At 48.8% G+C, this 23,881-nt stretch carries 23 protein-coding genes and 1 pseudogene; 10 read left to right on the top strand and 14 right to left on the bottom strand.

Annotated elements, in window-relative coordinates:
- The first annotated feature begins 98 nt into the window (after window positions 1–98).
- The 9 genes from Q0R57_RS05540 (at window position 99) to Q0R57_RS05500 (ending at window position 10,170) form a co-directional block, all read left to right on the top strand.
- A complete protein-coding gene (locus tag Q0R57_RS05540) occupies window positions 99–2,513 on the top strand; it encodes a rhamnogalacturonan lyase (RefSeq protein ID WP_294744450.1) in 2,415 nt (804 codons plus the stop codon).
- A 1-nt stretch (window position 2,514) separates the two neighbouring features.
- Window positions 2,515–3,327, top strand: coding sequence for a hypothetical protein (locus tag Q0R57_RS05535; protein ID WP_294744448.1), 813 nt, complete (start codon window positions 2,515–2,517; stop codon window positions 3,325–3,327).
- Window positions 3,328–3,490: 163 nt separating this feature from the next.
- Window positions 3,491–4,720 carry a TonB family protein gene (locus tag Q0R57_RS05530; RefSeq protein ID WP_294744446.1) on the top strand — a complete coding sequence of 410 codons (1,230 nt, stop codon included), beginning with the start codon at window positions 3,491–3,493 and terminating at the stop codon, window positions 4,718–4,720.
- Between the two features lies 1 nt (window position 4,721).
- Complete coding sequence (locus Q0R57_RS05525) at window positions 4,722–5,606, top strand: DUF5030 domain-containing protein (RefSeq protein ID WP_294744444.1); 885 nt, start codon at window positions 4,722–4,724, stop codon at window positions 5,604–5,606.
- Between the two features lie 840 nt (window positions 5,607–6,446).
- Window positions 6,447–7,655 (top strand): VapE domain-containing protein, encoded by a 1,209-nt coding sequence (locus Q0R57_RS05520; protein ID WP_294744442.1) that lies wholly within the window; start codon window positions 6,447–6,449, stop codon window positions 7,653–7,655.
- A gap of 216 nt (window positions 7,656–7,871) precedes the next feature.
- Entirely contained in the window at window positions 7,872–8,552 is a 681-nt protein-coding gene (locus tag Q0R57_RS05515; protein WP_294744440.1) for a hypothetical protein, read from the top strand.
- A gap of 24 nt (window positions 8,553–8,576) precedes the next feature.
- Window positions 8,577–9,017 (top strand): hypothetical protein, encoded by a 441-nt coding sequence (locus Q0R57_RS05510; protein ID WP_294744438.1) that lies wholly within the window; start codon window positions 8,577–8,579, stop codon window positions 9,015–9,017.
- A gap of 129 nt (window positions 9,018–9,146) precedes the next feature.
- Window positions 9,147–10,004 carry a TonB family protein gene (locus Q0R57_RS05505; RefSeq protein ID WP_366516829.1) on the top strand — a complete coding sequence of 286 codons (858 nt, stop codon included), beginning with the start codon at window positions 9,147–9,149 and terminating at the stop codon, window positions 10,002–10,004.
- Window position 10,005: 1 nt separating this feature from the next.
- Window positions 10,006–10,170 carry a DUF5030 domain-containing protein gene (locus Q0R57_RS05500; RefSeq protein ID WP_294744436.1) on the top strand — a complete coding sequence of 55 codons (165 nt, stop codon included), beginning with the start codon at window positions 10,006–10,008 and terminating at the stop codon, window positions 10,168–10,170.
- 160 nt (window positions 10,171–10,330) lie between these two features.
- Here Q0R57_RS05500 and Q0R57_RS05495 read toward each other — a convergent pair whose 3' ends face one another.
- The 9 genes from Q0R57_RS05495 to ffh form a co-directional block, all read right to left on the bottom strand.
- Window positions 10,331–10,876, bottom strand: a complete 546-nt coding sequence (locus tag Q0R57_RS05495; RefSeq protein ID WP_294744435.1) for a 2-oxoacid:acceptor oxidoreductase family protein — start codon at window positions 10,874–10,876, stop codon at window positions 10,331–10,333.
- 10 nt (window positions 10,877–10,886) lie between these two features.
- A complete protein-coding gene (locus Q0R57_RS05490) occupies window positions 10,887–12,395 on the bottom strand; it encodes a hypothetical protein (RefSeq protein ID WP_294744433.1) in 1,509 nt (502 codons plus the stop codon).
- A 17-nt stretch (window positions 12,396–12,412) separates the two neighbouring features.
- A complete protein-coding gene (locus tag Q0R57_RS05485) occupies window positions 12,413–13,186 on the bottom strand; it encodes a thiamine pyrophosphate-dependent enzyme (RefSeq protein WP_294744431.1) in 774 nt (257 codons plus the stop codon).
- 3 nt (window positions 13,187–13,189) lie between these two features.
- A complete protein-coding gene (locus Q0R57_RS05480; RefSeq protein ID WP_294744429.1) occupies window positions 13,190–14,275 on the bottom strand; it encodes a 3-methyl-2-oxobutanoate dehydrogenase subunit VorB in 1,086 nt (361 codons plus the stop codon).
- Window positions 14,276–14,278: 3 nt separating this feature from the next.
- Window positions 14,279–14,509 carry a 4Fe-4S binding protein gene (locus Q0R57_RS05475; protein ID WP_294744427.1) on the bottom strand — a complete coding sequence of 77 codons (231 nt, stop codon included), beginning with the start codon at window positions 14,507–14,509 and terminating at the stop codon, window positions 14,279–14,281.
- Window positions 14,510–14,758: 249 nt separating this feature from the next.
- On the bottom strand, window positions 14,759–15,115 hold the full coding sequence (locus tag Q0R57_RS05470) for a hypothetical protein (protein WP_294744425.1): 357 nt from the start codon (window positions 15,113–15,115) through the stop codon (window positions 14,759–14,761).
- A 301-nt stretch (window positions 15,116–15,416) separates the two neighbouring features.
- Window positions 15,417–15,596, bottom strand: a complete 180-nt coding sequence (locus Q0R57_RS05465; protein ID WP_294744501.1) for a tetratricopeptide repeat protein — start codon at window positions 15,594–15,596, stop codon at window positions 15,417–15,419.
- 42 nt (window positions 15,597–15,638) lie between these two features.
- Complete coding sequence (gene folD, locus Q0R57_RS05460; RefSeq protein ID WP_294744423.1) at window positions 15,639–16,517, bottom strand: bifunctional methylenetetrahydrofolate dehydrogenase/methenyltetrahydrofolate cyclohydrolase FolD; 879 nt, start codon at window positions 16,515–16,517, stop codon at window positions 15,639–15,641.
- A 51-nt stretch (window positions 16,518–16,568) separates the two neighbouring features.
- Window positions 16,569–17,912 carry a signal recognition particle protein gene (gene ffh, locus Q0R57_RS05455; RefSeq protein WP_294744421.1) on the bottom strand — a complete coding sequence of 448 codons (1,344 nt, stop codon included), beginning with the start codon at window positions 17,910–17,912 and terminating at the stop codon, window positions 16,569–16,571.
- 196 nt (window positions 17,913–18,108) lie between these two features.
- Between ffh and Q0R57_RS05450 the strand changes: the two genes are divergently transcribed.
- On the top strand, window positions 18,109–19,524 hold the full coding sequence (locus tag Q0R57_RS05450; protein ID WP_294744419.1) for an alanine/glycine:cation symporter family protein: 1,416 nt from the start codon (window positions 18,109–18,111) through the stop codon (window positions 19,522–19,524).
- A 44-nt stretch (window positions 19,525–19,568) separates the two neighbouring features.
- Here the strand turns inward: Q0R57_RS05450 and Q0R57_RS05445 are convergent, their stop codons facing one another.
- The 5 genes and pseudogenes from Q0R57_RS05445 to Q0R57_RS05425 form a co-directional block, all read right to left on the bottom strand.
- On the bottom strand, window positions 19,569–20,123 hold the full coding sequence (locus tag Q0R57_RS05445) for a 5-formyltetrahydrofolate cyclo-ligase (RefSeq protein WP_366516830.1): 555 nt from the start codon (window positions 20,121–20,123) through the stop codon (window positions 19,569–19,571).
- A 36-nt stretch (window positions 20,124–20,159) separates the two neighbouring features.
- A pseudogene (locus Q0R57_RS05440) lies at window positions 20,160–20,726 on the bottom strand (epoxyqueuosine reductase QueH); the annotation flags it as partial.
- A gap of 17 nt (window positions 20,727–20,743) precedes the next feature.
- The gene (locus tag Q0R57_RS05435; protein WP_294744417.1) at window positions 20,744–21,511 is read right to left on the bottom strand and encodes a TerB family tellurite resistance protein; all 768 of its coding nucleotides are present in this window, start codon (window positions 21,509–21,511) and stop codon (window positions 20,744–20,746) included.
- 24 nt (window positions 21,512–21,535) lie between these two features.
- Entirely contained in the window at window positions 21,536–22,156 is a 621-nt protein-coding gene (locus Q0R57_RS05430) for a cytidylate kinase-like family protein (protein ID WP_294744415.1), read from the bottom strand.
- Between the two features lie 73 nt (window positions 22,157–22,229).
- Window positions 22,230–23,792, bottom strand: a complete 1,563-nt coding sequence (locus tag Q0R57_RS05425; protein WP_294744413.1) for an FAD-dependent protein — start codon at window positions 23,790–23,792, stop codon at window positions 22,230–22,232.
- Window positions 23,793–23,881: the final 89 nt, after the last annotated feature.

Below are 23,881 nucleotides of genomic sequence, written 5' to 3'. Positions count from 1 at the left end.
TACGGGGGTGGTCATAACTTTTTTATTAATACTGGTGAATAATTCGAATTTTTTATGTAAGTTTGCATCGAAAACTACAAGAAGAACTAAGAAAGGGCATGAAAAGGATTAAAATTCAAGCATTGGCACTGTTATCACTAACAGCATTTACTGTCAATGCACAGAACACGCCAGTAAGTCAGATGGAAACACTGGATCGTGGTCTCATTGTTATACCTACAACCAACACAAAACACTTTATCTCGTGGCGTATGCTGGGTACCGACAATGAGGACGAGACTCGTTTCGACATTCTGCGCAACGGCACAGCCATTGCAATGGATGTCTATGCTACTTGCTATACGACGACAGGCGGCAACGCCAATTCTGAGTATCAAGTGGTGACAAAAGTGAATGGCGAGCCAGTAGATACTTCCGACATCGTAATGCCCTGGGCAAAGAAATATCTTCCGCTGACGTTAGACCGACCCGCTATGGGAGCATTAGGCGGCACCTACTCGCCCAACGACTGTTCGGTGGGCGATGTCGATGGCGACGGACAATATGAGATTATCGTGAAATGGGACCCAAGCAACTCAAAAGATAATTCGCAGGGCGACAAAACGGATAATGTCTTTATTGACTGCTACAAACTCGACGGCACCAAGCTTTGGCGTATTGACTTGGGTGTAAACATTCGCGCTGGTGCTCACTACACACAGTTCCAGGTATATGACTATGATGGCGACGGCAAGGCAGAATTGATGTGTAAGACTGCTCCTGGTTCGAAAGACGGAAAAGGGATTTATGTGAATCAGGCGGCTACCGACGCGAAAATCAAGGCAGCTAATAATACTAAAGACTGGCGAAACAGTGGTGGTCGCATCAATGGCGGTCATGAGTACCTCACTGTGTTCAACGGATTGACTGGCGAAGCCATCCATACCATTGCCTACTACCCTACCCGTAATGCGAAAGCAGAACTGAGTGAGGCGGCAGGCACCTTCAACTGGGATGACCGCAGCGGCAAGAGCGATAAGGGTGACTACGGCAATCGCGGCGAGCGCTATCTGGCTGCCACAGCCTATCTCGATGGGCCTGACAGCAACCCCTCTGGCATTTTCTGTCGCGGTTATTATACCTACGCCTATATCTGGGCGGTGGACTTCGACGGCTCTCAACTAAAGACACGTTGGCTCCACATGAGCAACACCAAGACGCAATACAAGGTGATGGATGCCAGCGGCACAACAAAGACCTACACTGGCAAGGCATGTTCTTCTGGACTCGGTCGTAACACGATGTACGCCAACGGCAACCATAATATGTCTATCGCAGATGTTGACGGTGACGGAAAGGATGAAATCATCTGGGGGTCGGCAGCCTGCGACGATGACGGTAAGATGCTCTATGCCGTTGGCTTCGGTCATGGCGATGCTATCCATCTGGCAGACCTCGACCCAGACCGTCCTGGCTTGGAACTGTTTGATGTGCATGAGGAGAAAGGTACATACGCATGGGATATGCACGATGCCGCTACAGGTGAGATTATATGGAAAGGCGGACAGAGTGGACAAGACAATGGACGTGGCTGTGCAGCTGACATCGTCGCAGACAAGAGAGGTCAGGAATTCTGGTCGGCCTATGGCGGTTTCGACAGCAATGCTCGCATCCAGGAGCCATTTAATGCCATCACAGGAACGCAGGCTGGAACCAGCAAACCTGCCATGAACTTCCGTATCTACTGGGATGGCGACTTACAGGACGAGCTGCTTGACGGCACAACCATCTCAAAATACGGAGGTTCTACACTGGGCGTCGGCACCACACCAATTGACAATCTCGGCAGTCCTTCATCATGCAACGGCACCAAGGCCACTCCCTGCCTGTCAGCAGACATCTTCGGAGACTGGCGCGAGGAGCTTATCCTATGGAGCACCACCGACAATGCTACGCTGAATATCTACAGCACTGCTACTACCAGCTTCTACCGTATGCCCACCTTGATGCACGACCATACCTACCGTATGGGCATCTGTTGGCAGAACACGGCATACAACCAGCCGCCACACCTGGGCTACTATCTGCCTGATGCCATGCTGCCAATGCTCTTAAAAAAAGAGTTTACTGTCAACATGGGCGAGGAGTTTGAATTAGAGACTATGACCCGTTACGTCAAGTCGATAACGCTGAAAAATACCATCCTGCCTGATGGGACTAAGCAACCCCTCTTACCCGATAGTATGACTCGATCTTTTGACACCAATAGCAAGATATTTGCGCTGAAGGGAATCACTGACCAGACTGGCGACTACCAGATTGCCATAGGCTTAACACAACTGGGCGGTGGCAGCGTAGCAGATACGATTACCATCCATTCAGTGAATACTACAGGTATAGAAACTGTGAACAGCGAGTCACCCTCTAACAATCTGTATTACGACCTACAGGGACGACAGCAAAATGTCTTAAAGCCAGGTATCAACATTATCCGCCAAGGCAATAGGACAAGAAAGGTATTCATTAAACGGTAACGTGCAGAAATCGCTCACTATAATCGGCATATTCCTTTGTCTTGTCCTGCAGGGCTGCGATGACCAGCAGGATCAGGAAGATATGATGATGACCAATGATACGTTGGCCGTCAGTCTCTGTGACTATTTCGATGGACGAGGCACTCCCAACGAACGCATGCTGGCTCATTATATCCTGGCGCGTACCTATATTGATATGGACGAGATTCCACTGGCTCTTGAGGAACTTCAAAAAGTGGTAGCCAGTGCCGATACCACAGCTGCTGACTGCGATCGACGTCTGCTTGCCAGAGTGCATCGTCAGATGAATATGCTGCAAGAACAGCCTTCAGAGTCATCATACCTTTATCTTTGGCTTGTGCTTAGTGGATTTTTTGTCTTGTGTATTGGTAGCGTGCTGTTGTTGAGTAAGAAGAGAGACGGCAAGGAGAAGGCTGATTTGCCACAGAAAGATGATTCTGTAGAGTCGTCTGTCTATGAGAAGATGACAGAGACAGAGGCCTATCTCCGATTCAAGGATTTGAGCAAACACCCTCAGCAAAGCATCACAAAGGAGGACTGGGCTTCGCTTGAGGCGATGGTTGATGAGTATCTGCCTGACTTCAGAAAGAAAGTTGACCCAAGTCATAGCATGAAGGATGCCGATTATCGCATCTGCATGCTCATCCGTCTGCGCTTCTCTCCTTCTGAGATTGCTGTATTCCTGGATATCACACTCCAAAATCTGTATTCGCGTCGCAAGCAGTTATTGAGTAATGTGTTTCATGTTACAGGCAAGCCTCAGGAGTTTGATCAATTTATACAAGAATTGTAAGATTGTATCAATTGGCTGATAATAAGCGGGTTATGTTGCCTTGTTAAGGGTCTGTTTATTGGCTGTTTACTCGTTGTTTAATCATTTCATTCTGAAAATTTGGAAGGAAAGCACGAAACGATTACCTTTGCAGCGTGGTTAATAACTAAAAGGTAATCTGGATATGAAACATCTAAATCTATTCGTACTTACGATGATGCTGCTGATGTGCTTGCCGTCAGCAAATGCTCAGAACGCTCAAACAAAGAAGAACGCTCAAGATTCCGTGAGTTCTAAAATATGGGATGGCGACTATGGGGAGATCATGCCCCAATTCCCTGGTGGCGATAAAGCTTTAAAGGAATTCATCCAGAAGAACCTCAGATACCCCACAGAAGCTATGAAAAAAGGCATTCAGGGCCGCGTCATCGTTAGTTTTAATGTGGAGACAGATGGCAGCATTACTGATGCCAAGGTCGTAAAAGCCGTTGACTCCTTACTGAATAATGAGGCTCTTCGCATCGTCAAGTCTATGCCCAAATGGCAACCTGGAGGAATGATGTCAAAAGGAAAAACGGTACTGACGAAATACAAATATACGATTCCCGTCATATTTAAACTTGATGTCGAGACGAGACCATCCTTTCCAGGAGGCTATAAAGCCTTGCAGGAATTCATAGAGAAAGAAAAGAAATACCCCGATGAAGCCTTAAAGAAAAGAGAGGAAGGAGCAGTTTACGTTGTTTTTACCGTCGACACACTTGGTAATGTAGTTCATCCTAAAGTCGCTACTAGTGTCTCACCCTCGTTAGACAGAGAGGCACTACGCATCGTTAGAAAAATGCCGAAATGGATACCCTCAAGGGAAGGAAATAAAAAAATCAACATGGATTTCACCGTAATCATCAGGTTCAGCGCACCACCATTACCACTAGGTCCTGAAGAACATGTAATTAGGATAACATGTAACGATCTTGCAAAGGAGCTAGAGGCGCCCGCTGACACCAACAAGATATACGATGTAGTTGAAACGATGCCGTCTTTCCAGGGCGACCTGACGACATATTTATATAATGAAACACGTTATCCCGCTATTGCTGAAGGTACAGGTGCAGAAGGGCGTGCTATCGTGACTTTTGTCGTGGAGAGAGACGGCTCTATCAGTCGTGTCGAGGTTGTCAAGTCATTGGCCTTTGATTTCGCCATTAAGATAACAGATTACATGACAGCTGAGTATCGCCAAAAGGCTAAGGCATACAACAAGGCACTCCAAGCTATGGACGAGGAAGCCGCTCGCGTCATCAAAAGCATGCCTAAATGGAATCCAGGCAAGTATCACGATGAAGTTGTTCGCGTAAAGTTTACGCTCGCCGTATCTTTCAAACCCCACAAGAATTCACATAACACCAAATAATATGAAACATCTGAAGCTATTCACACTTGCAACTGCTTTGCTGGCTGCCTTAAACACATTCGGACAGGCAGACAATGTTAAACCCATGTCGTTTGACCAACTTGGAACACAATGGTCAGAGTACGAAAAGCGCGACATGGACAAGAACTTCCTGTCCCTCTATAGTAAGCTGTATAAAGAGACTGTGAGTGTTGACGAGATGAAGCAGGCCTTCTATAAGAATAGGAACGTGAAGGCGAAAGACAAGGAGATTCGTTATGAGGATTTCGTAGTAATAAAGCCGCAGCTCCGTCCTGGCGATACCTATGTGAGAGCGTATCCCACGCTGAAGGACCATCCTGAGAAACAGGTCAGCGAGGGTGAGGAAATCATGTTGGTCAATCCAAAATGGTATATGGGATTCGTTGTGTCGCCAAGGGCTTACTACCAGATTTATAATGGTGGCAATAGGACTATTGCCGCACCTGATGCCTGGTATTCAGATTTCTTTGCATATGCCGCCTATCGCCCAGTCCTTCAATGGGACGGACCATACAATTGGCATCAAGACACAGGTTGGGGTGCCCGTCTTATTGGAACCTTGCACGCCATGAGGACAGCAGAGCATTGGGGACTGAAAGGCGAGAAGCAATTCTCCGTATTGTTATACACGAAGACATATCCCAGAAGTCATCGAGTGTCCTACTCGATTGAACTCCTGGAGCCACAGGAACCGGATAAAGACACCCAGAAACTCTTTGAGAGTCTGAAAGATTTCGTAGAGCGTATTCCCTCCAAAGCCTTTGCCCCCTACTTCACCACCGACTTGCGTCAGATGACAGGTCGCTATTATCGGGTGACAGTAAATAAATGCGGTTGGCTAATAGAGGACTATCTGAACCTTTAGAAGATAAAAGACAGGTGTTTGAAATCTCTCACATGAAAAGAGATCAAACACCTGTGATTTCCAACCATGACAGAAGGGCGTTTTCAATCTTCCTTTGGTACATACAAACACATTTTATGGACGACTTTTTGGCAAGTTAAACACATTTTCCTGCCGACTTTTGAGGCAAAATTACACATTTTCTTCATATTCCAACACAATAATTCGAGGAAAATGTATTATTGTAAATCAGTTTAACCATTCTCCGTCCTGACGGAATTAGAGTCCGCTCCCTACGGACTGGGAGTCCGCAGGGGACGGACTTATTTCTCTAACTAGGCAGTAAAAATTCCCTAGTTAGGGAATAATTTTTTCCTAGTTAGGGAAAGAAAAATCTATAGTTAAGCAGGAAGAAACGGCATGCTGATGATAGCGAGATACGTTCTCGCTTATGGTGAGATACGTTCTCGTTGCGAACGAGAAGGCATCAATCTCAAAAAGAGAAACATCGAGTTGCTGATAGAGAAACGACGTGTTGCTTATTAAGACTCCACCTTTGCAGCATTAAATCTGCGAAATGCACGATTAATGCTAGGTTTGCGCAGGGTGGGGTGTTATGCCAACACTCCCCCTAACACCCCACCTAACACTAACCCCAACACTCCACCCTCTGAAAAAACCGCAATCTATTTTTGTTTTTTTCGAGCATTTAATATGCAAAAAAATCGCGTTTTTTGACAGGGAAATTTTGCAAACCGCATATTTTTTTGTACCTTTGCACTTGCAAAAACTGATAGGCATGATGCTATGAGAAACACTTAATAGCCAACCATCGCCTAAACCTTTAAAATTATATTAACCATGAGTAAAGAACTTACCATTCACGGTGAGGCTCTAGGAGCTTCACAGCAGGGAACGCTTGCCGCAGAGCAGTTCCTGAAAGACAATTACTTGTTCCGTTTCAACGAGTTGAGCGGAAAGGTGGAGTATGTAACCCTTCCTGCCAGCGAGAAGCCTGAATGGCGCGTGCTGACGCAGAAAGCACTTAACAGTATTATTATCCACGCTAAGCGTGAGGAGATCAGCGAGAAGGGGAGTCCCAAGACAGACATCGTGGAGCTGTTGCAGTCGGACGAGGTAGAGGTATTCAACCCTATTCAGCATTACCTGAGGAACTTGCCTAAGTGGGACGGACAGAATCATGTAGCTCAACTCTTCGGGCGACTGCCAGGCGTCAGCTCAGAGCAGATGGAGTTCCTGTTTGTATGGCTTCGCTCTGCTGTGGCCCACTGGCTTCAGATGGACACCCTTCATGGCAATGAATGTGTGCCTACGCTGATTGGCAGTCAGGGATGCGGCAAGACCACCTTCGTGGCCCGATTGCTGCCTCCAGAACTTCGCATGTATTTCCTGGACCATCTTAACCTGTCGAATAAGTTTGATAAGGAGATGGCGCTGACCAACAACCTGATAGTCAACCTTGACGAGCTGGATGCCATCCGTCCCAGTCAGCAGGCAGCCCTGAAGCAGACGCTGTCAAAGAGTAAGGTGAACGGACGTCCTATCTATGGCGCCTCGCAGGATGACCGTCCCCGCTATGCCTCGTTCGTGGCTACTACAAACAATCCTCATCCCCTGTCGGATGTCACAGGCAGTCGCCGATATATCTGCGTCACTATCCCTGACGGACAGTATATCAATAATGATGGAGAAATAGACTATGAGCAACTTTATGCGCAGGTGATGTATGAACTCCTGGAACTGAAATCGCCTTTCTGGTTTAATAATGATCAGGTGGCGCGTATCCAACAACTGAACCTCAACTACATGGAGCAGAAGGATATTGCAGAGGTTGTGGAGGCTTGTATCCGCAAGCCGAAGGAGGGCGAGCAGGGCATTCGCATGAAGAGCGGCGACATAGTGAGCCTGATTCGTCAGGAGTATCCTACGATCAAGGCAGACCACAGCACGAAGATTCATCTGGGTATGGCCTTGAAGGAACTAGGCTTTGAAGGTAAGACTCATGGTGGACAAACCTATTACAAAGTCGTTCCGCTCAAGGCTGCCTGAACACGATGAGGGTGTAGTGTTAGGGGGAGTGTTGGGTGTAGTGTTGGGGTTAGTGTTAGCGAAACACTAACCCCTTCGCTTTCCCTTTGTACAAAGGCTTTTCCAGAGATTGGGTGGGGTGTAAGGCCAAAATCGAATAGTATCATCGAAAAAGTCATCCAGAAAATAGTCTCAGTAATATTTGTATGACAAAAATATTTTATCTATCTTTGCAACATGAAACTAATTAATCAACTTCCAAATCATATTTGTTCGGTTATAGCATTACTGCTTTTAACAGTACTATATTCTTCGTGTGCCACAATCATATCAGGAACATCGGCCAAGATTCAGATAGACGGTGCTGTTGATGAACATGTGAATATTGTTACTTCCAAAAATGTTTATCGTGACATATCTCTACCAACTACCGTTGAAGTAAAGCGCCGTAGTCTTGACGGACAACATATACAAATCAGTTCAGAGAATTATGCTTTTAGTGATATTGTATTGCGGAAATCCAATAACCCTTGGTCAATCTTAAGTGCAGCTTTATATGGCGTTCCTCTTCTTGTGGATCTTATGACGAATGCTGCTAGTGAACCTGCGCAGGACCATTTCTTCATCACTCCCGATGCGCCGCGTTCACAGGCCGATTCGCTTTATCGGGCCGATTCTTTGCGATGGGCTGAAGCAGAAAGAGAGGTTAAGGAGCAACAACGGGCACGTCAACTGCCCATACGCGATAAAAGGCATGAACTGCGTGGCAGTTTAGGATTTGGAGAGTGCCAGGCCAGTCACGATAAAGATAAGATGATAAGCACGTATAAGGATTATTTTGGCGTAACGAATGCCTTTGAATGTGGAGATATCTTTGGCGATGCTTTTGTTCAGGCTGGTATAGAATATCATTATTGACTCAACAGGAAATGGGAGATAGGTATGCTAGTCAATTGGGGTGTTTCGAATGATAACTATGACACCAGGAATGATTTCGATTACTACTATAGTTCTTATGGCTATCCTCATCTTTATGGTTATGCCAATGAGCATTGTAACTTTTTTGTCTTTGCCCCATCAGTAAGATACACTTGGTATGAAACCCCTGGTATTCGCAGTTATTCGCGCATAGCCTTGGGAACGATGCGTCATCACCTCAAATTTGACTACGCTAATTATTATTGGAGTGCTTATGACCCTTTACCTGACATCAGCACACAAAAGCCAGAGCAAACTGGTGGCGTGGAGATGATAAAATGGCGTATGGCCTACCAACTGACGGCAATAGGTGCATCTATAGGCGGTAATTCCTTTAATTTCTTTGGGGAACTGGGCTACGGTAATCTTGGCATAATTCGCCTTGGAGTTGGCTTTGTGTTCTGACGACATGCGTGTGTTTATTGACTGTTTACTCATTGTTTAGTTTCTGTTTAATTGTTTTCCTTCTGAAAATTTGGAGACTAAATAAATAGGAATTATCTTTGCAGCGTGATTATCAACTAAAAGCCAAAGATGATGAAAACAAAAGTGAAAACGATGTTGATGAGTCTGCTGATGTGCTCAGTTTGTTGTGCTCAGCATATCAAGCCGAGACCATCCTTTCCAGGAGGCTATAAAGCCTTGCAGGAATTCATAGAGAAAGAAAAGAAATACCCCGATGAAGCCTTAAAGAAAAGAGAGGAAGGAGCAGTTTACGTTGTTTTTACCGTCGACACACTTGGTAATGTAGTTCATCCTAAAGTCGCTACTAGTGTCTCACCCTCGTTAGACAGAGAGGCACTACGCATCGTTAGAAAAATGCCGAAATGGATACCCTCAAGGGAAGGAAATAAAAAAATCAACATGGATTTCACCGTAATCATCAGGTTCAGCGCACCACCATTACCACTAGGTCCTGAAGAACATGTAATTAGGATAACATGTAACGATCTTGCAAAGGAGCTAGAGGCGCCCGCTGACACCAACAAGATATACGATGTAGTTGAAACGATGCCGTCTTTCCAGGGCGACCTGACGACATATTTATATAATGAAACACGTTATCCCGCTATTGCTGAAGGTACAGGTGCAGAAGGGCGTGCTATCGTGACTTTTGTCGTGGAGAGAGACGGCTCTATCAGTCGTGTCGAGGTTGTCAAGTCATTGGCCTTTGATTTCGCCATTAAGATAACAGATTACATGACAGCTGAGTATCGCCAAAAGGCTAAGGCATACAACAAGGCACTCCAAGCTATGGACGAGGAAGCCGCTCGCGTCATCAAAAGCATGCCTAAATGGAATCCAGGCAAGTATCACGATGAAGTTGTTCGCGTAAAGTTTACGCTCGCCGTATCTTTCAAACCCCACAAGAATTCACATAACACCAAATAATGTGAAACTCTTTGATGATTTGAAAGAATTCGTAGAGCGTATTCCCTCCAAAGCCTTCGCCCCCTACTTCACCACCGACTTGCGTCAGATGACAGGGCGCTATTATCGGGTGACAGTAGACAAATGCGGCTGGCTGATAGAGGACTATCTTAATCTGACACCATGAGTAGCATAATGTAAGTCCGTCCTGACGGACTTATTTCTGCGTAATGCACGATTAATACTGGCTTTGCGCAATGTAAACACGAAAAAGGGCCGGACAAAGTCCGACCCTTCGTGAGTTTGCTATGTATTTCCCTAGTTTACAACTAGCGATAAGCCAATGCTTATTTCACTTCCTCGATAATCTTGGCACCCTCTTTCAGGGCTTCCATGTTGAGGGGAATCAACGAGTGATGACGCTCGGGCAGAGTCTTGAAGAGTGCCTTCTCCACGCCCTTGTCGCTGACCACGGGAGCCACCTTGAGCAGTCCGCCGAGGATAATCATATTGAACACCTTGCTGTTCTTCATCTCGGCAGCCTTGTCCATTGCGTTGATCTCGTAGATGGTGATATCCTTGCGGGTGGGCTTGTTGATGATGCCGAAGCCATCGTAGATGAGGATGCCACCAGGCTTGATCTTGGGTTCGAACTTCTCGAGCGAGGGCTGGTTGAGCACCACAGCGATGTCGTACTTCGAAAGGATGGGCGAAGAGATGCGCTCGTCGCTGACGATGACCGTCACGTTGGCTGTACCACCACGCTGCTCAGGACCATAGGCAGGCATCCATGTGACCTCCTTATCCTCCATCAGTCCACTATAGGCCAAGATCTTACCCATTGAGAGCACGCCCTGACCTCCGAAACCTGATATGATAATTTCCTTTTTCATTTCTTACAATTTATTTTATTGCCTTTTTGTTTTTCCTATATTCTTTCCACTGACGAATCAGTTCCTGTTTCTTTGCAGCATCGCATGGCACTACAAGGAAGGTGGCTCCCAAGCGGTCGTCTTCGCTCTTGAAGTTGACATCGGTAAATTCTCCGTCCTTCAGCAACAGGTAATGCTTGGCATGAGAAGCAACAACAATGGGGTTCTCCACAGTCCAGGAGTCTCTTTCCATGACATAGTGCTCACCCCAGACGTTCAGTTCCCTGTTGGTGGCCTCGAATTTGGCACATATCATCTTGTCGGCAAGGAACTCCTTATAGGCACTGAGCACTTTCTTGTCCTTGGGGTTCTTGAGAAGCAATTCCTCATAGTTATCCACAATCAGGGGCCATACATCGCCATAGACTCTGGGCAAGGGCTGTCCTTGCTCGTCAACGAACATTTTCTGGACTTTGTTGGTGAGGATGTCGATGGATTCCAGGGTGTTTCCAGCCTGTAATTGCGCCATTGCCAACATGAAATAGGCTTCGCCCTTCTGCTGTTCAGACACATCGGATGCTTTCTCCATGATGTCGATAGACTTAAGGGAGTAGTAGCGAATGGTATCATAAGCGCCCTCTGGCAAATAAGTCATGGCCATGAGAAAATAATCGAGAGCATCGGCCTTGGTGGGCTGATGATCTAAAGCGGTTTGCATCTCGATGCATTTGGTAATCACCTCACGCACTTGCGGTATGCAAGGATTGCCCCGATGGCTGAACAGATAGGCCTTCATACGATAGGCATTAATCACACTCGTATCGTTGGCAACAGGTGCTACCGCCTCTTTGAGGCTGATGAAGCGGTCGGCTATCTTCACCGACACTGATGGTGCGAACTTATGCTCCAAAAAGAGAGAGAGAACGTCTTGCTGCCACTGGACGTTGGTGGTGTCCAGTTCTGCACGAACGAGCAGTGACTCGAAGGCATAGTCCAGTTTGTTGCGCTTGATGTAGCTTTGTGACTTGTCGTAGAGTTCTTGGGCATACTGCTCTGTGGTCTGGCCCTCCTTCGGCAGACGATCGAACTCCACCAGCGACTTCTGGTGCAGCGCCTCCCACTCGGCATCAGTAAATACAGGCATAGGTCTGTCCAACTTCTTCCAGCGCTCTCGCACGTCCACTCTGGCGTTATTACCCCGATAGTCGATGTACGAGGTGGCCATCACACTGTCGTTTTCCATGTGGAAAGTGAAGTGATAGTCGCGCTGGTAGTTGACTTCGGAGTGATAGAAGGCATGGTCGACAAACGACGTATCGTTCAGCATCTTGTAATAGGACATGAACCACACGCTACTGACAGTAAAGTCGCTGTTGAAACTCTGGCCAAGCAATTTTCCATCAGGCATGAAGGTTTTCACGGAGGTGGTAGGGAAACCCTTGGAATCCAGCATCACCCACGAACCCACGAGAGAAGATTTCTGTGCCAGTGCCGTCAGAGTCAACAAACCCGATGCAAAAAGGACAAGCAGTCTTTTCATTACTGTAATTCGTTGTCTTACTTACTATCCGTCGTATCCTTGAGATCTCCTTTGGGATAGAAGGGGAACATGTTCTCCTTCATCCATTCGTTAGCCTTAGCGGGAGTGAGCTTCCAACCGCTGTTACAGGTAGAGACGAACTCCACAAGTGAAGAGCCCTTGCCAGCCATAGAAGCCTCGAATGCCTTGCGCAGCGCCTTCTTGGCCTTGTTGATAGAGGCTACAGACTCAACGCTCTGACGAGTGACATAGCAGGTGCCCTCGAGCTGAGCAGCGATATCGGCCATCTTCAGGGGATAGCCATGCAGCTGAGGATCGCGGCCATAAGGACAGGTAGAGGTCTTCTGACCAATCAGCGTGGTAGGAGCCATCTGACCACCCGTCATACCATAGATGGCATTGTTGACGAAGATAATCACGATGTTCTCGCCACGATTCAGGGCGTGGATGGTCTCGCAGGTACCGATACAAGCCAGGTCGCCGTCACCCTGATAGGTGAACACGAGGCGGTCGGGCCAGCAGCGCTTGATACCCGTAGCCAGTGCGGGAGCACGTCCGTGGGCAGCCTCCTGCCAGTCTATATCTATATAGTTGTACGCGAAGACGGCACAGCCTACAGGGCTTACGCCTACGGCCTTGTCTTCCATACCCATCTCTTCGATGACTTCGGCAATGAGTTTATGTACCACGCCATGGCTACAGCCTGGGCAGTAGTGCATATTGTTGTCGTTCATCAGCGTCGGCTTCTTGCAGACGATGTTCTCTGGTTGAACTATTTGATTTCTATCCATAACTTACATGACCTTCTTTAAAGCTTCAACAATCTCCTCGGGATCGGGCACGATACCACCCAGACGACCGAACTGCTCTACAGGCACAGCACCATTCACAGCGAGGCGAACATCCTGTACCATCTGACCAGCATTGATCTCAGCCACGAGGATACCCTTCACCTTCTTCGACAAAGCCTCAATTTGCTTCGTGGGGAATGGGAACAGTGTGATAGGACGGAACAGGCCGACCTTGATACCCTGCTCACGGGCAATCTCTACGCTCTTCTCTGCGATACGGGCTGCAGAACCGAAGGCTACGATAGCATACTCTGCATCGTCCATCAGCTGCTCTTCATAGCGAACCTCGTTCTCCTGAATCTTCGCATATTTCTCCTGGAGGGCGATGTTACGCTGCTCCATAATCTCAGGCTTCAACTCCAGAGAAGTAATCACCACACGCTCACGGTTCTTAGGCTTACCAGTAGAAGCCCAAGGACACTGCTTGATCACCTCCTCGTCCGTACGACGGGGCTTGAACGGGGGCAGCACCACCTTCTCCATCATCTGTCCGATGACACCATCAGAAAGAATCATGGCAGGGTTGCGATACTTGAAGGCCAGTTCAAAGGCGAGATCCACGAAGTCTGCCATCTCCTGAACAGAAGAGGGAGCCAGCACGATCACCTTATAGTCGCCATTACCACCACCACGGGTAGCCTGGAAATAGTCTCCCTGCGAAGGCTGGATCGTTCCCAGACCAGGACCGCCACGCTGCACATTCACAAACACGCCAGGCACCTCGGCACCAGCCATGTAGGTGATACCTTCCTGCATCAGGGCGATACCAGGAGAACTCGACGAGGTCATCGCACGCTTACCAGCACCGGCAGCGCCATAGACCATGTAAATCGAAGCCAGCTCACTCTCAGCCTGAACCACCTGCATACCAGTGGTCTCCCAAGGCTTCAGCTCAGCCAGCGTCTCAATCACTTCACTCTGCGGAGTAATAGGATAGCCGAAATAGCCGTCGCATCCGCAACGAATAGCAGCGTGGGCAATAGCCTCGTTGCCTTTCATCAATACAACTTCTCTTTTCTCTTCAGCCATAGCTTATTCCTCCACTTTTTTACGATACACAGTGATACAACCGTCTGGGCAGACAATGCCACACGAGGCACAGCCTACACAGGCTTCCTCGTTGACAGCCTCCACGTAGGGATAACCGTGCAGATTCACTTTGTTGGCCAGGGCGATGACCTTCTGAGGGCAGGCGATGATGCAGAGGCTGCATCCCTTACACCTCTCAGTATCGACCACGATGGCGCCTTTCAATTTAGCCATATTTTGTCGTTTAATATATTAACCTCTTACAAAATTGGGTGCAAAGGTACGAATAAGTGAGCAAAAAGCCAAATAATATTTGGACTTTTTCGAACGAAAGTACCTTCGACCGTGGGTCAGAGGTAGTGAAAATAAAGAAAAAGCAAAGAAAAACACAATTTTTCTTTCATTTACGAACGAAAGGACGACATATAATAACGACATCGGGGGAACATTGCTGCTCCCCCGGTGTCGTACAACCTCTTTTCCTTAAAGACCTTTGTTCTGTAGAGTAGCTCCTAAGAGCATCATGTAAGTGTTAAACTGCTCGTCGTTGAGCACGCGGTGCATCTGCTGTACATCCTTTCTTACGGCCTGGTGAACCAGGAATCGGCGCTCGTGGCCTCGTGCGGTGGCTGCCTCCAGAACCTCATCGTTGAAGTTTTCCTGAATGACTTCTACAGCTTCCATCTGGTCGTTTGTGAGATCCAGTTTTGCTGCCAGGCGATTGATGTCGAAACTCATGTCGTAGTCAACTACATGTCTGTGTGTTCTGAAACCCTCGGTCTCGGCGTTAGCAAACGACATTGTCATTACAGCTACCAAAGTCAGTAAAATCTTTTTCATTTTTGTTCCCTTTCTTTTTTTACTCGGAGCTTTCGTCTTTCTGTTATCCTGATTTGTTATCCTGAGACTTGGCTCCTACGGTTAGTTATTATTTTTGTTAATATTTTTGTTATCCTGTTTGTTATCCTGTTTTCTGTCTTTTTGACGCAACAGTATAACGAAGGTTTAAACAAAAAACGAAAAAAAAGTTTTGCTAAGAATCGAAATGCCGATATACAGGACGTTTCCGAGGCGAAAAAATTTTTTCGGTCAAGGGGTAGATTATACCTCAAAAGGATGAAAAAAACCGTAGGCGGTCGGCCTACGGGTTGTACATGTCCTTGCAATAGAAGGCCATGATATCGTCGAGCATACGCTTGGCCTCGACTGCAGGACTGTCAGGGTCAAGCTCTATGGCTCGTATGTAACAGTTGATGGCTTCGTGCCATTTTGACTCTTTACGAAAGGCATTGCCCTTTTCGTACCACTCCTGAGCGGTCAACATTCTAATTAGGAATTAGTAATTAGAAATTAGCAATTATGATTACTTGTAATACTCCTTTTTGCCAGCGGCGAGGGTATTCTTCATCAGCGAGCAGATGGTCATAGGACCTACGCCGCCAGGAACAGGCGTGATGAAAGAGCACTTGGGAGCCACCTCGTCGAACTTCACGTCACCATTCAGACGGAAACCGCTCTTACGAGTGGCATCAGGCACACGAGTGGTACCTACGTCAACAATAACGGCACCCTCCTTCACCATATCAGCCTTAACGAAGTCGGGCTGTCCGATAGCCGCAATGATGATGTCGGCCTCCTGACATTCTTTCTTCAGGGTCTTCGAGCGAGAGTGGCATACGGTAACGGTGGCATCGCCATACTGTTTCTGCATCATGAGCTGTGCCATAGGCTTACCCACGATATTCGAACGACCCAGGATGACGCACTTCTTGCCACTGGTCTCGATGTTATAACGCTTCAGCAGGGTGATGATGCCGAGGGGTGTAGCCGAGATAAAGCAGGGCAGTCCGATAGCCATGCGACCCACGTTGATGGGATGGAAACCATCCACATCCTTGCGATAGTCGATGGCCTCGATAATCTTCTGCTCGTCGATGTGCTTGGGCAAGGGCAACTGCACGATGAAACCATCGACATCGTCGTCCTTGTTCAACTTATCGACACAGGCCAGGAGCTCCTCCTCGGTGATATCGTCCTCATAGCGGATGAGGGTCGACTTGAAGCCACAAGCCTCGCACGCGAGTACCTTATTCTTTACATAGGTCTCAGAACCACCGTCGTGGCCCACCAATACGGCAGCCAGGTGGGGCTGTTTGCCTCCGTTCTCAACAATCTTTTTCACTTCCTCGGCAATCTCAGCCTTAATAGCGGTTGCCGTTGCTTTTCCATCAATCAGTTGCATAATATTGTTTGCTGTTTAAAAGTCATATAAAAAGCCATGAAGCGGCCCTGTTTAGGGTCGCTTCATGTTTTTCATAGCGGCAGCCATCTGGGCCATCTTGCCCTTATCCATGCCGCTCACCATCTTCATCATCTTACGGGTCTGGTCGAACTGCTTCAGCAAGCGGTTCACATCCTCCAGCTTGGTGCCAGAGCCTTTGGCGATACGCACCTTACGACTCTGGTTGATGATATCAGGGTTAGCGCGCTCCTTAGGAGTCATCGAGTTGATGATGGCCTCAATGCCCTTGAAGGCGTTGTCGTCGATGTCGAGATCCTTGATTTGCTTGCCCACGCCAGGAATCATCGAGGCGAGGTCCTTGATGTTACCCATCTTCTTGATCTGCTGAATCTGACCCATGAAGTCATTGAAGTCGAACTTGTTCTTGCGGATCTTCTTCTCCAACTCGCGGGCCTGCTTCTCGTCGAACTGCATCTGAGCACGTTCTACCAGCGATACCACGTCGCCCATACCCAGGATACGGTCGGCCATACGCTCGGGGTGGAACACATCGATGGCCTCCATCTTCTCGCCAGTACCCACAAACTTGATGGGCTTGGTGACTACGGTGCGGATAGAAAGGGCAGCACCACCACGGGTGTCACCATCGAGTTTGGTGAGCACCACGCCGTCGAAGTCGAGACGGTCGTTGAACTCCTTGGCAGTATTCACAGCATCCTGACCCGTCATCGAGTCTACCACGAACAGCGTCTCGTCGGGGTTGATGGCCTGCTTCAGGTTCGATATCTCGTTCATCATCTCCTCGTCGACAGCCAGACGACCAGCGGTATCGACGATGACCACGGTATAGCTCTCCTGCTTGGCCTTGCGGATAGCATTCTGAGCAATCTCAACGACGTTCTTGTTGCCTTCCTCGGTATAGACATCCACGCCAACGGTCTCGCCCACCACCTTCAACTGCTCGATGGCAGCAGGACGATAGACGTCGCAAGCCACCAGCAGGGGCTTCTTGTGCTGACGTTCCTTGAGCATCTTGGCCAGCTTTCCTGAGAACGTGGTCTTACCAGAACCCTGCAGACCTGACATCAGGATGATAGCGGGACGGCCCTCGAGGTTGAGCTCTGCGGCCTTGCCACCCATGAGTTCTGTCAGCTCATCGTGCACAATCTTCACCATCAGCTGGCTGGGCTTGATAGCTGTCAGAACGTTCATACCCATGGCCTTCTGCTTCACGGTATCCGTGAAGTTCTTGGCCACCTTGTAGTTAACGTCAGCATCCAACAGGGCACGACGCACGTCTTTCAGCGTCTCGGCAACGTTAATCTCGGTGATTTTTCCCTCACCTTTCAGTATCTTGAACGACCGTTCAAGTCTCTCAGATAAATTCTCAAACATATTATACTAGTTTATTTGGGCTGCAAAATTACACAAAAAAAATGAGACCCACAAATATTGGGTCTCGTTTTTATTTTAAAATCTTTTGGTGTTTCACTCACTTATTCGTATCTTTGAGCTTCGCTCTAAAATACTCACGCTCGAGAAAACTCAAAATTCTTTTGGTTTTCTTCTCGCTTATTCGTATCTTTGCAGCATGAATGAAGTGATTACTGCTATTAACGATGCACTGTGGAGCTATTTGCTGATTGGTGCGCTGATAGGTTGTGGCGTGTGGTTTACATGGCGCACCCGCTTTGTGCAGTTCCGCATGGTGGGTGAGATGCTGCGTCTGCTAACGGACTCGGCTGTGGATACTATAGAGACACAGGTGAAAGAGAAAACAAGGAGTCGCCACATCTCCTCGTTTCAGGCCTTTGCCGTGAGTGTGGCCACACGAGTAGGAACGGGCAACCTGGCTGGTGTAGCTTCGGCAATAGCCATTGGAGGTCCTGGGGCTGTGTTCTGGATGTGGGTCATCGCCCTCATCGGCTCGGCAACGGCTTTTGTGGAGTCTACACTGGCGCAGCTCTTCAAAAAGCGACACAAGGACTCGTTTATCGGCGGTCCTGCCTATTATATAGAAAAAGGTCTGAAGATGCGCTGGCTTGCCGTCACGTTTGCCGTGCTGATAACCTGTCAGTTTGGTCTATCAAACAACTCCATCCAGGCCAACACCATCTGTGGCGCTATGCAGGAGGCCTTCGGCTTTTCGCCTGTCTGGGTGGGAGCCGTCTTGGCGGCAATGGGTCTGTTCATCGTGTTTGGCGGCATTCAACGCATTGCCCAGGTGAGTGCCGTCCTAGTGCCAACTATGGCTGTAGGATATGTCATACTGGCGTTGGTCATCATCGTGATGAACATCGACATGATTCCCCATGTGCTGAAGGTGATTGTGGAAGATGCCTTCGGCATTCATCAGATAGCTGGCGGCGGCATTGGCGCTACGATTATGTATGGTGTGAAGCGAGGCCTGTTTTCTAACGAGGCTGGCGAGGGTAGTGCGCCCAATGTGGCGGCAACGGCCTCAACATCGCATCCTGTGAAGCAGGGGTTGATTCAGGCGCTGGGCGTGTTTACCGATACTCTGTTGGTATGTTCGTGTACGGCATTCATCATCCTCATCAGCGGCCTCTATCAGGTGCCCGAGCTCAACGGCATCGCCCTCACGCAGTCGGCCCTGCAGGGCGAGGTGGGCGCCGCTGGTCCTGTGTTCCTGGCCATCGCCATCTTCCTCTTCGCCTTCTCGAGCATCATCGGCAATTATTATTATGGTGAGGCCAACATCCGCTTCATCACACCCAACACGAAGGTGATGACCGTCTATCGCATCTTCTCGGCAGGAGTGATGGTAGTCTTCGGCGCCCTGGCCAGCTTCGAGCTAGTGTGGAACATTGTGGACCTCTTCATGGCATTCCTCACAGCCTGCAACCTGGTGGCCATCGTGCTTCTGGGCCGCTATGCCTTCCGTCTGCTCGACGACTATCGCCAGCAGAAACGGAGGGGCATCAAAGAGCCCGTCTTCCATCGCAGCACGTTGCCTGAGATAGAAGACGAGATAGAGTGCTGGTAACCAACATACCAACGACAGAAACACACGAATACTGATAGTCCGTGTTAAAGGACAGAAGCATCCATCAGGACATCATGCGATTCGGACGGCACCTCAGCAACACGTTGGAAGGGGAAACAAATACCTATCTTATAAAGATGAGGATGAGCGCTAAGGAAGCGGTCATAATAGCCTTTGCCGCGCCCTAAGCGATGGCCGGCAGCATCGAAGGCCATACCCGGAACAAGGGCTACGTCAATCTTTTCGTAGTCATCAAAGACTTCTCCTATAGGTTCCATGATATGAAAAGCTCCTTCTTGAAGATCGGCACGAGATGTGTAGCGACGAAGTTCCATCGTCTCATCACCAGTCACCTTAGGCAATAATACCGTTTTTCCTTCTGCCACCAGTTGGTCGATAAAAGGACGTATATCCACTTCATCGGGCAGAGGCCAATAAGCCAAGATGATTGAAGGTTTGAGATTTCTTGCCTTGCAAGCGTCCTTCGGCCGAGCGGAGATTGGAGATTTGAGATTTGAGATTTGAGTTTTGAGTTTTTCCACAACCTCTGCCGACATATTAGCCAACTGGGCCTGATGCTGCTTCTTCGCCTCTCTCATCTGAGCACGCAGCAAGGGCTTAGTGTTCGCGCCGTTTCTGGCCGAGAACTCACATCCGCAATACTGCTGATTATAAAAGTGGTTCTCTTTGAGCAATTGATTACGACGTTCCTGCAAGCCACCCTTGCGCCAGTTCTGTGCCCAAAATACTGTTCCGGGCACTTCGGACATTGCTTTCTGTCCTGCACGTTCTATCTGTTCCAGACTCTTCCAGCGACTGGAGGCCAACGTGGTGGCGAAATAGCGGAAGCCCAGCTCTTGAGCCTTACGAGCCGTCTCGGAGAGTCGCAACGTGAAACACTGTTCACAGCGAAGTCCCCGTTCGGGTTGGTTCTCCAACCCACAGATGTCACTACGCCATGCTTTGTGGTCGTAGTCGCCGTCAATCCAACGGATGCCCAGACTCTCGGCATGACGTTTGCTCTCGTTTTTTCGAATCTCGTACTCCTCACGAGGCCAGATATTAGGGTTATAATAGAATATGGTGGGGCGCACGCCATTGTTCATCAGCCACTCAACAATGGCTGAAGAGCATGGTGCACAACAAGCATGCAATAGCACCTTGTCACAACCTTCAGGAATCAAAATAGATGGCTGTTTCAAATCTCAAACCTTAAACGTCAAAGCCCACGGGCCTTCCATATACGATCCTTGGCGGCATTAATCTCCTGGAATTTCTTTTCTGCGGCACGACGCACATCATCGCCCAACTTGGCCACTCTATCAGGATGGTGCTCCAATGCCAGTTTACGATAGACTCGCTTCAACTCAGCATCAGAGACATCAGGACTGACACCCAGTACCTTATAAGCATCCTCGAGCGAGTTGCCCTCCAAGTGCAACATAGCATCGACCTCCTGAGGCGACATCTGCATCCATTGTGCTACCTCTTTCAGGGCTTGAATCTCCACCTGGTCAACACGGCCATCGGCCTGGGCTATCATCACCAGGAAGTTGAGCAGCTGCAGGCGACCCGAATAGTCGACATGATAGGCTATCTGCTGACAGGCCTGCTGAATGTTCTGACGATAGACGTTGGTGCCCTGCCTGTCCTGCTCACGAAACAACTGGCGCATCATCTCATCGCCCTGCTGGGCTGCATCCTCGCCAAAGTTCTGGCGCAGCATGCCGCGCACCAGTTCCATCTCAGAATGCATCACCTTACCGTCGGCCTTGACGATATAGGCCGCCAGCACCAGCATGGAGATAAAGAAACTATTGCGATTGCCTTGTTGCGACTGCTCGTCAGTAAGGCGCATGGTCTCACCATCGCCGTTACGCTCGGTAGCCACATCAAACAAGGCCCCAACCACAAATCCGATAATACCCCCGAGGGGTCCAAAGGCGCTCCATCCGAGATAGCCGCCTATCCATTTTCCAAAAGCCACTTTCTTAAGAGTAATAAATTAAATTCAGCCAATGACATTCATCAGGAAGTCAACGGCCCCGTTCACCCCGAACTGCTTGACGTTCAGCGAGATGTCGTAGTTGCGAGCATCCTGCCAGTCGCTACCTGTGAAAGTCTTGGTGTAGAGCTCACGGCTGTAGTCGTTGTCGACTATCATGGCGGCAGCATCGTTCTCGGCAATATCGTATTTCTTACCGATACGCTTCTTACGACAGTCATCATCGGCATGAATAAAAATCTTCAATGCGTTGGGGTGATGACGGAAAATATGGAAGCCACAGCGACCGATGAGCACACACGACTCCTGAGCAGCAATCTTGCGGATGACCTCGGCCTGCGCCTCGAAGAGCTGACGCGAGGTCTGGTCGTGTTCCTGTCCGTTATACTCCACACCAGCCATATACGAGCGATAGAACTGGGTAAAGTCATCGCGCCACAGCGGATTGCGGGCTTCGATCTTCTCTACGGCCTCCTCTACAATATTATATTTACGGGCCATCTCGTTCAGTATCTGCTTGTCCAGCAGCTTCACGTTGAGCCTACGAGCCAACTCGGCCCCAATCTCGTGTCCACCAGTGCCGAACTGTCGGCTGATGGTGATGACAAAATGTTCCTCCCTATTCATAAGCGTATAGATTTAGTTGGTTTCTAACTTCTTTTCGGCAAAGATACGGAAAAAAAATGAAATGCACAAGCATTCAACCAATTTTTTCCATATACAAGGCACACATTTCTGCACAACGCTCACCATCGACGCCTGCCGACACGATACCTCCAGCATAGCCGGCACCCTCACCACAAGGAAAAAGTCCCTCAACCTGAACATGTTGCAACGTCTCATTATCACGAACGATGCGGACAGGCGATGAGGTGCGCGTCTCGACAGCAATCATCACAGCTTCGTTGGTAAGGAAGCCATGCGCCTGCTTGCCAAAGGTTCGGAAGCCCTGCTGAAGACGTGAGGAGATAGGTTTTGGCAACCAAAAATGCAGGGGTGACGACACCAGGCCTGGGGCATACGAGCTGCGAGGCAGGTCGTAGCTGAGCTTGCCATTCACAAAGTCGGCCATACGCTGGGCGGGGGCTGTCTGCTTCATATTGCCCTGTTGCCAACACGTCCGCTCCAGTTCTTCTTGATAATGCATCATAGCCAGCGGGTCATTGCTCATTCCACTTTCAACATCTTCCGGGCGAATTTCTACCACCATCCCCGAGTTACTCCATCGTGTACCTCTATTAGCGGGACTCATGCCATTGACCACGATCTGCTCAGGACCTGTAGCAGCAGGAATGACGAAACCACCAGGACACATACAGAAGGAATAGACGCCACGACCATCGGCCTGCGTCACAAAGGAATATTCGGCAGCAGGCAACCACTGGCCCCTACCCTCCTTACGATGATACTGTATCTGGTCTATCAGCTGTGAGGGATGTTCCAAGCGCACACCCACAGCGATACCCTTTGCCTCAACATGAATCTGAGCCTCTGCCAGATAGCGATAGACATCGCGTGCCGAGTGACCCGTTGCCAGAATGACGGGACCATGATATGCTTTCTCACCAGCCACACAACCTATCACCTTCTGTCCTTCAAGCAGCAGCTGTGTCATCTTTGTTTGAAAGTGCACCTCACCACCACAACGGAGGATGGTGTTGCGCATGGCTTCGATAACCTGAGGCAGGCGGTCGGTACCGATATGAGGATGGGCATCAGCCAAGATATTGGTCGAGGCACCATGCTGACAGAACACACGGAGAATCTTTTCCGTGTTACCGCGTTTCTTCGAACGAGTGTAAAGCTTTCCGTCAGAATAGGCACCAGCGCCACCTTCACCAAAACAGTAGTTGCTCTCGCCGTCTACCTGTTGGGTACGACTGATATTGGCCAGATCTTTCTTACGTTCATGCACATCCTTGCCCCGTTCCAAGACAATAGGACGATAACCTAACTCGATGAGGCGCAAGGCGGCAAATAAACCACCAGGACCGGCACCCACCACGATGACCTGCGGACGCTGGCTGACATCCTGATAGTCAACAGGTTCGAACTCATTTTCAGTAGGCATCTCGTTGACGTAAGCACGCACTTTCAGATTGACGAAGATGGTGCGCTGACGGGCATCGATAGAACGTTTCAAGATGCGCACAGCCTTCAAAGCGCCTAACGCCAGTCCATATTCGTCGGCCACATATTTCCTCAAAGCATCCGCGCTGGCCGCCACCTGCGGCAAAACGCGTAGTTGGTATTCATTTGTCATAGAATGCAAAATTACAACTATTCCACCAAAAACTATCGCCTTTTAACTCCCTTTAACTCCTTTTATGACGTTATCTCCTCGGAAATGTT

The sequence above is a fragment of the uncultured Prevotella sp. genome (assembly GCF_946407605.1).
Classification (GTDB): Bacteria; Bacteroidota; Bacteroidia; order Bacteroidales; family Bacteroidaceae; genus Prevotella.
The sequence above is the reverse complement of the archived record's forward strand: the minus strand, read 5'-3'. Positions and strand labels throughout refer to the sequence as shown.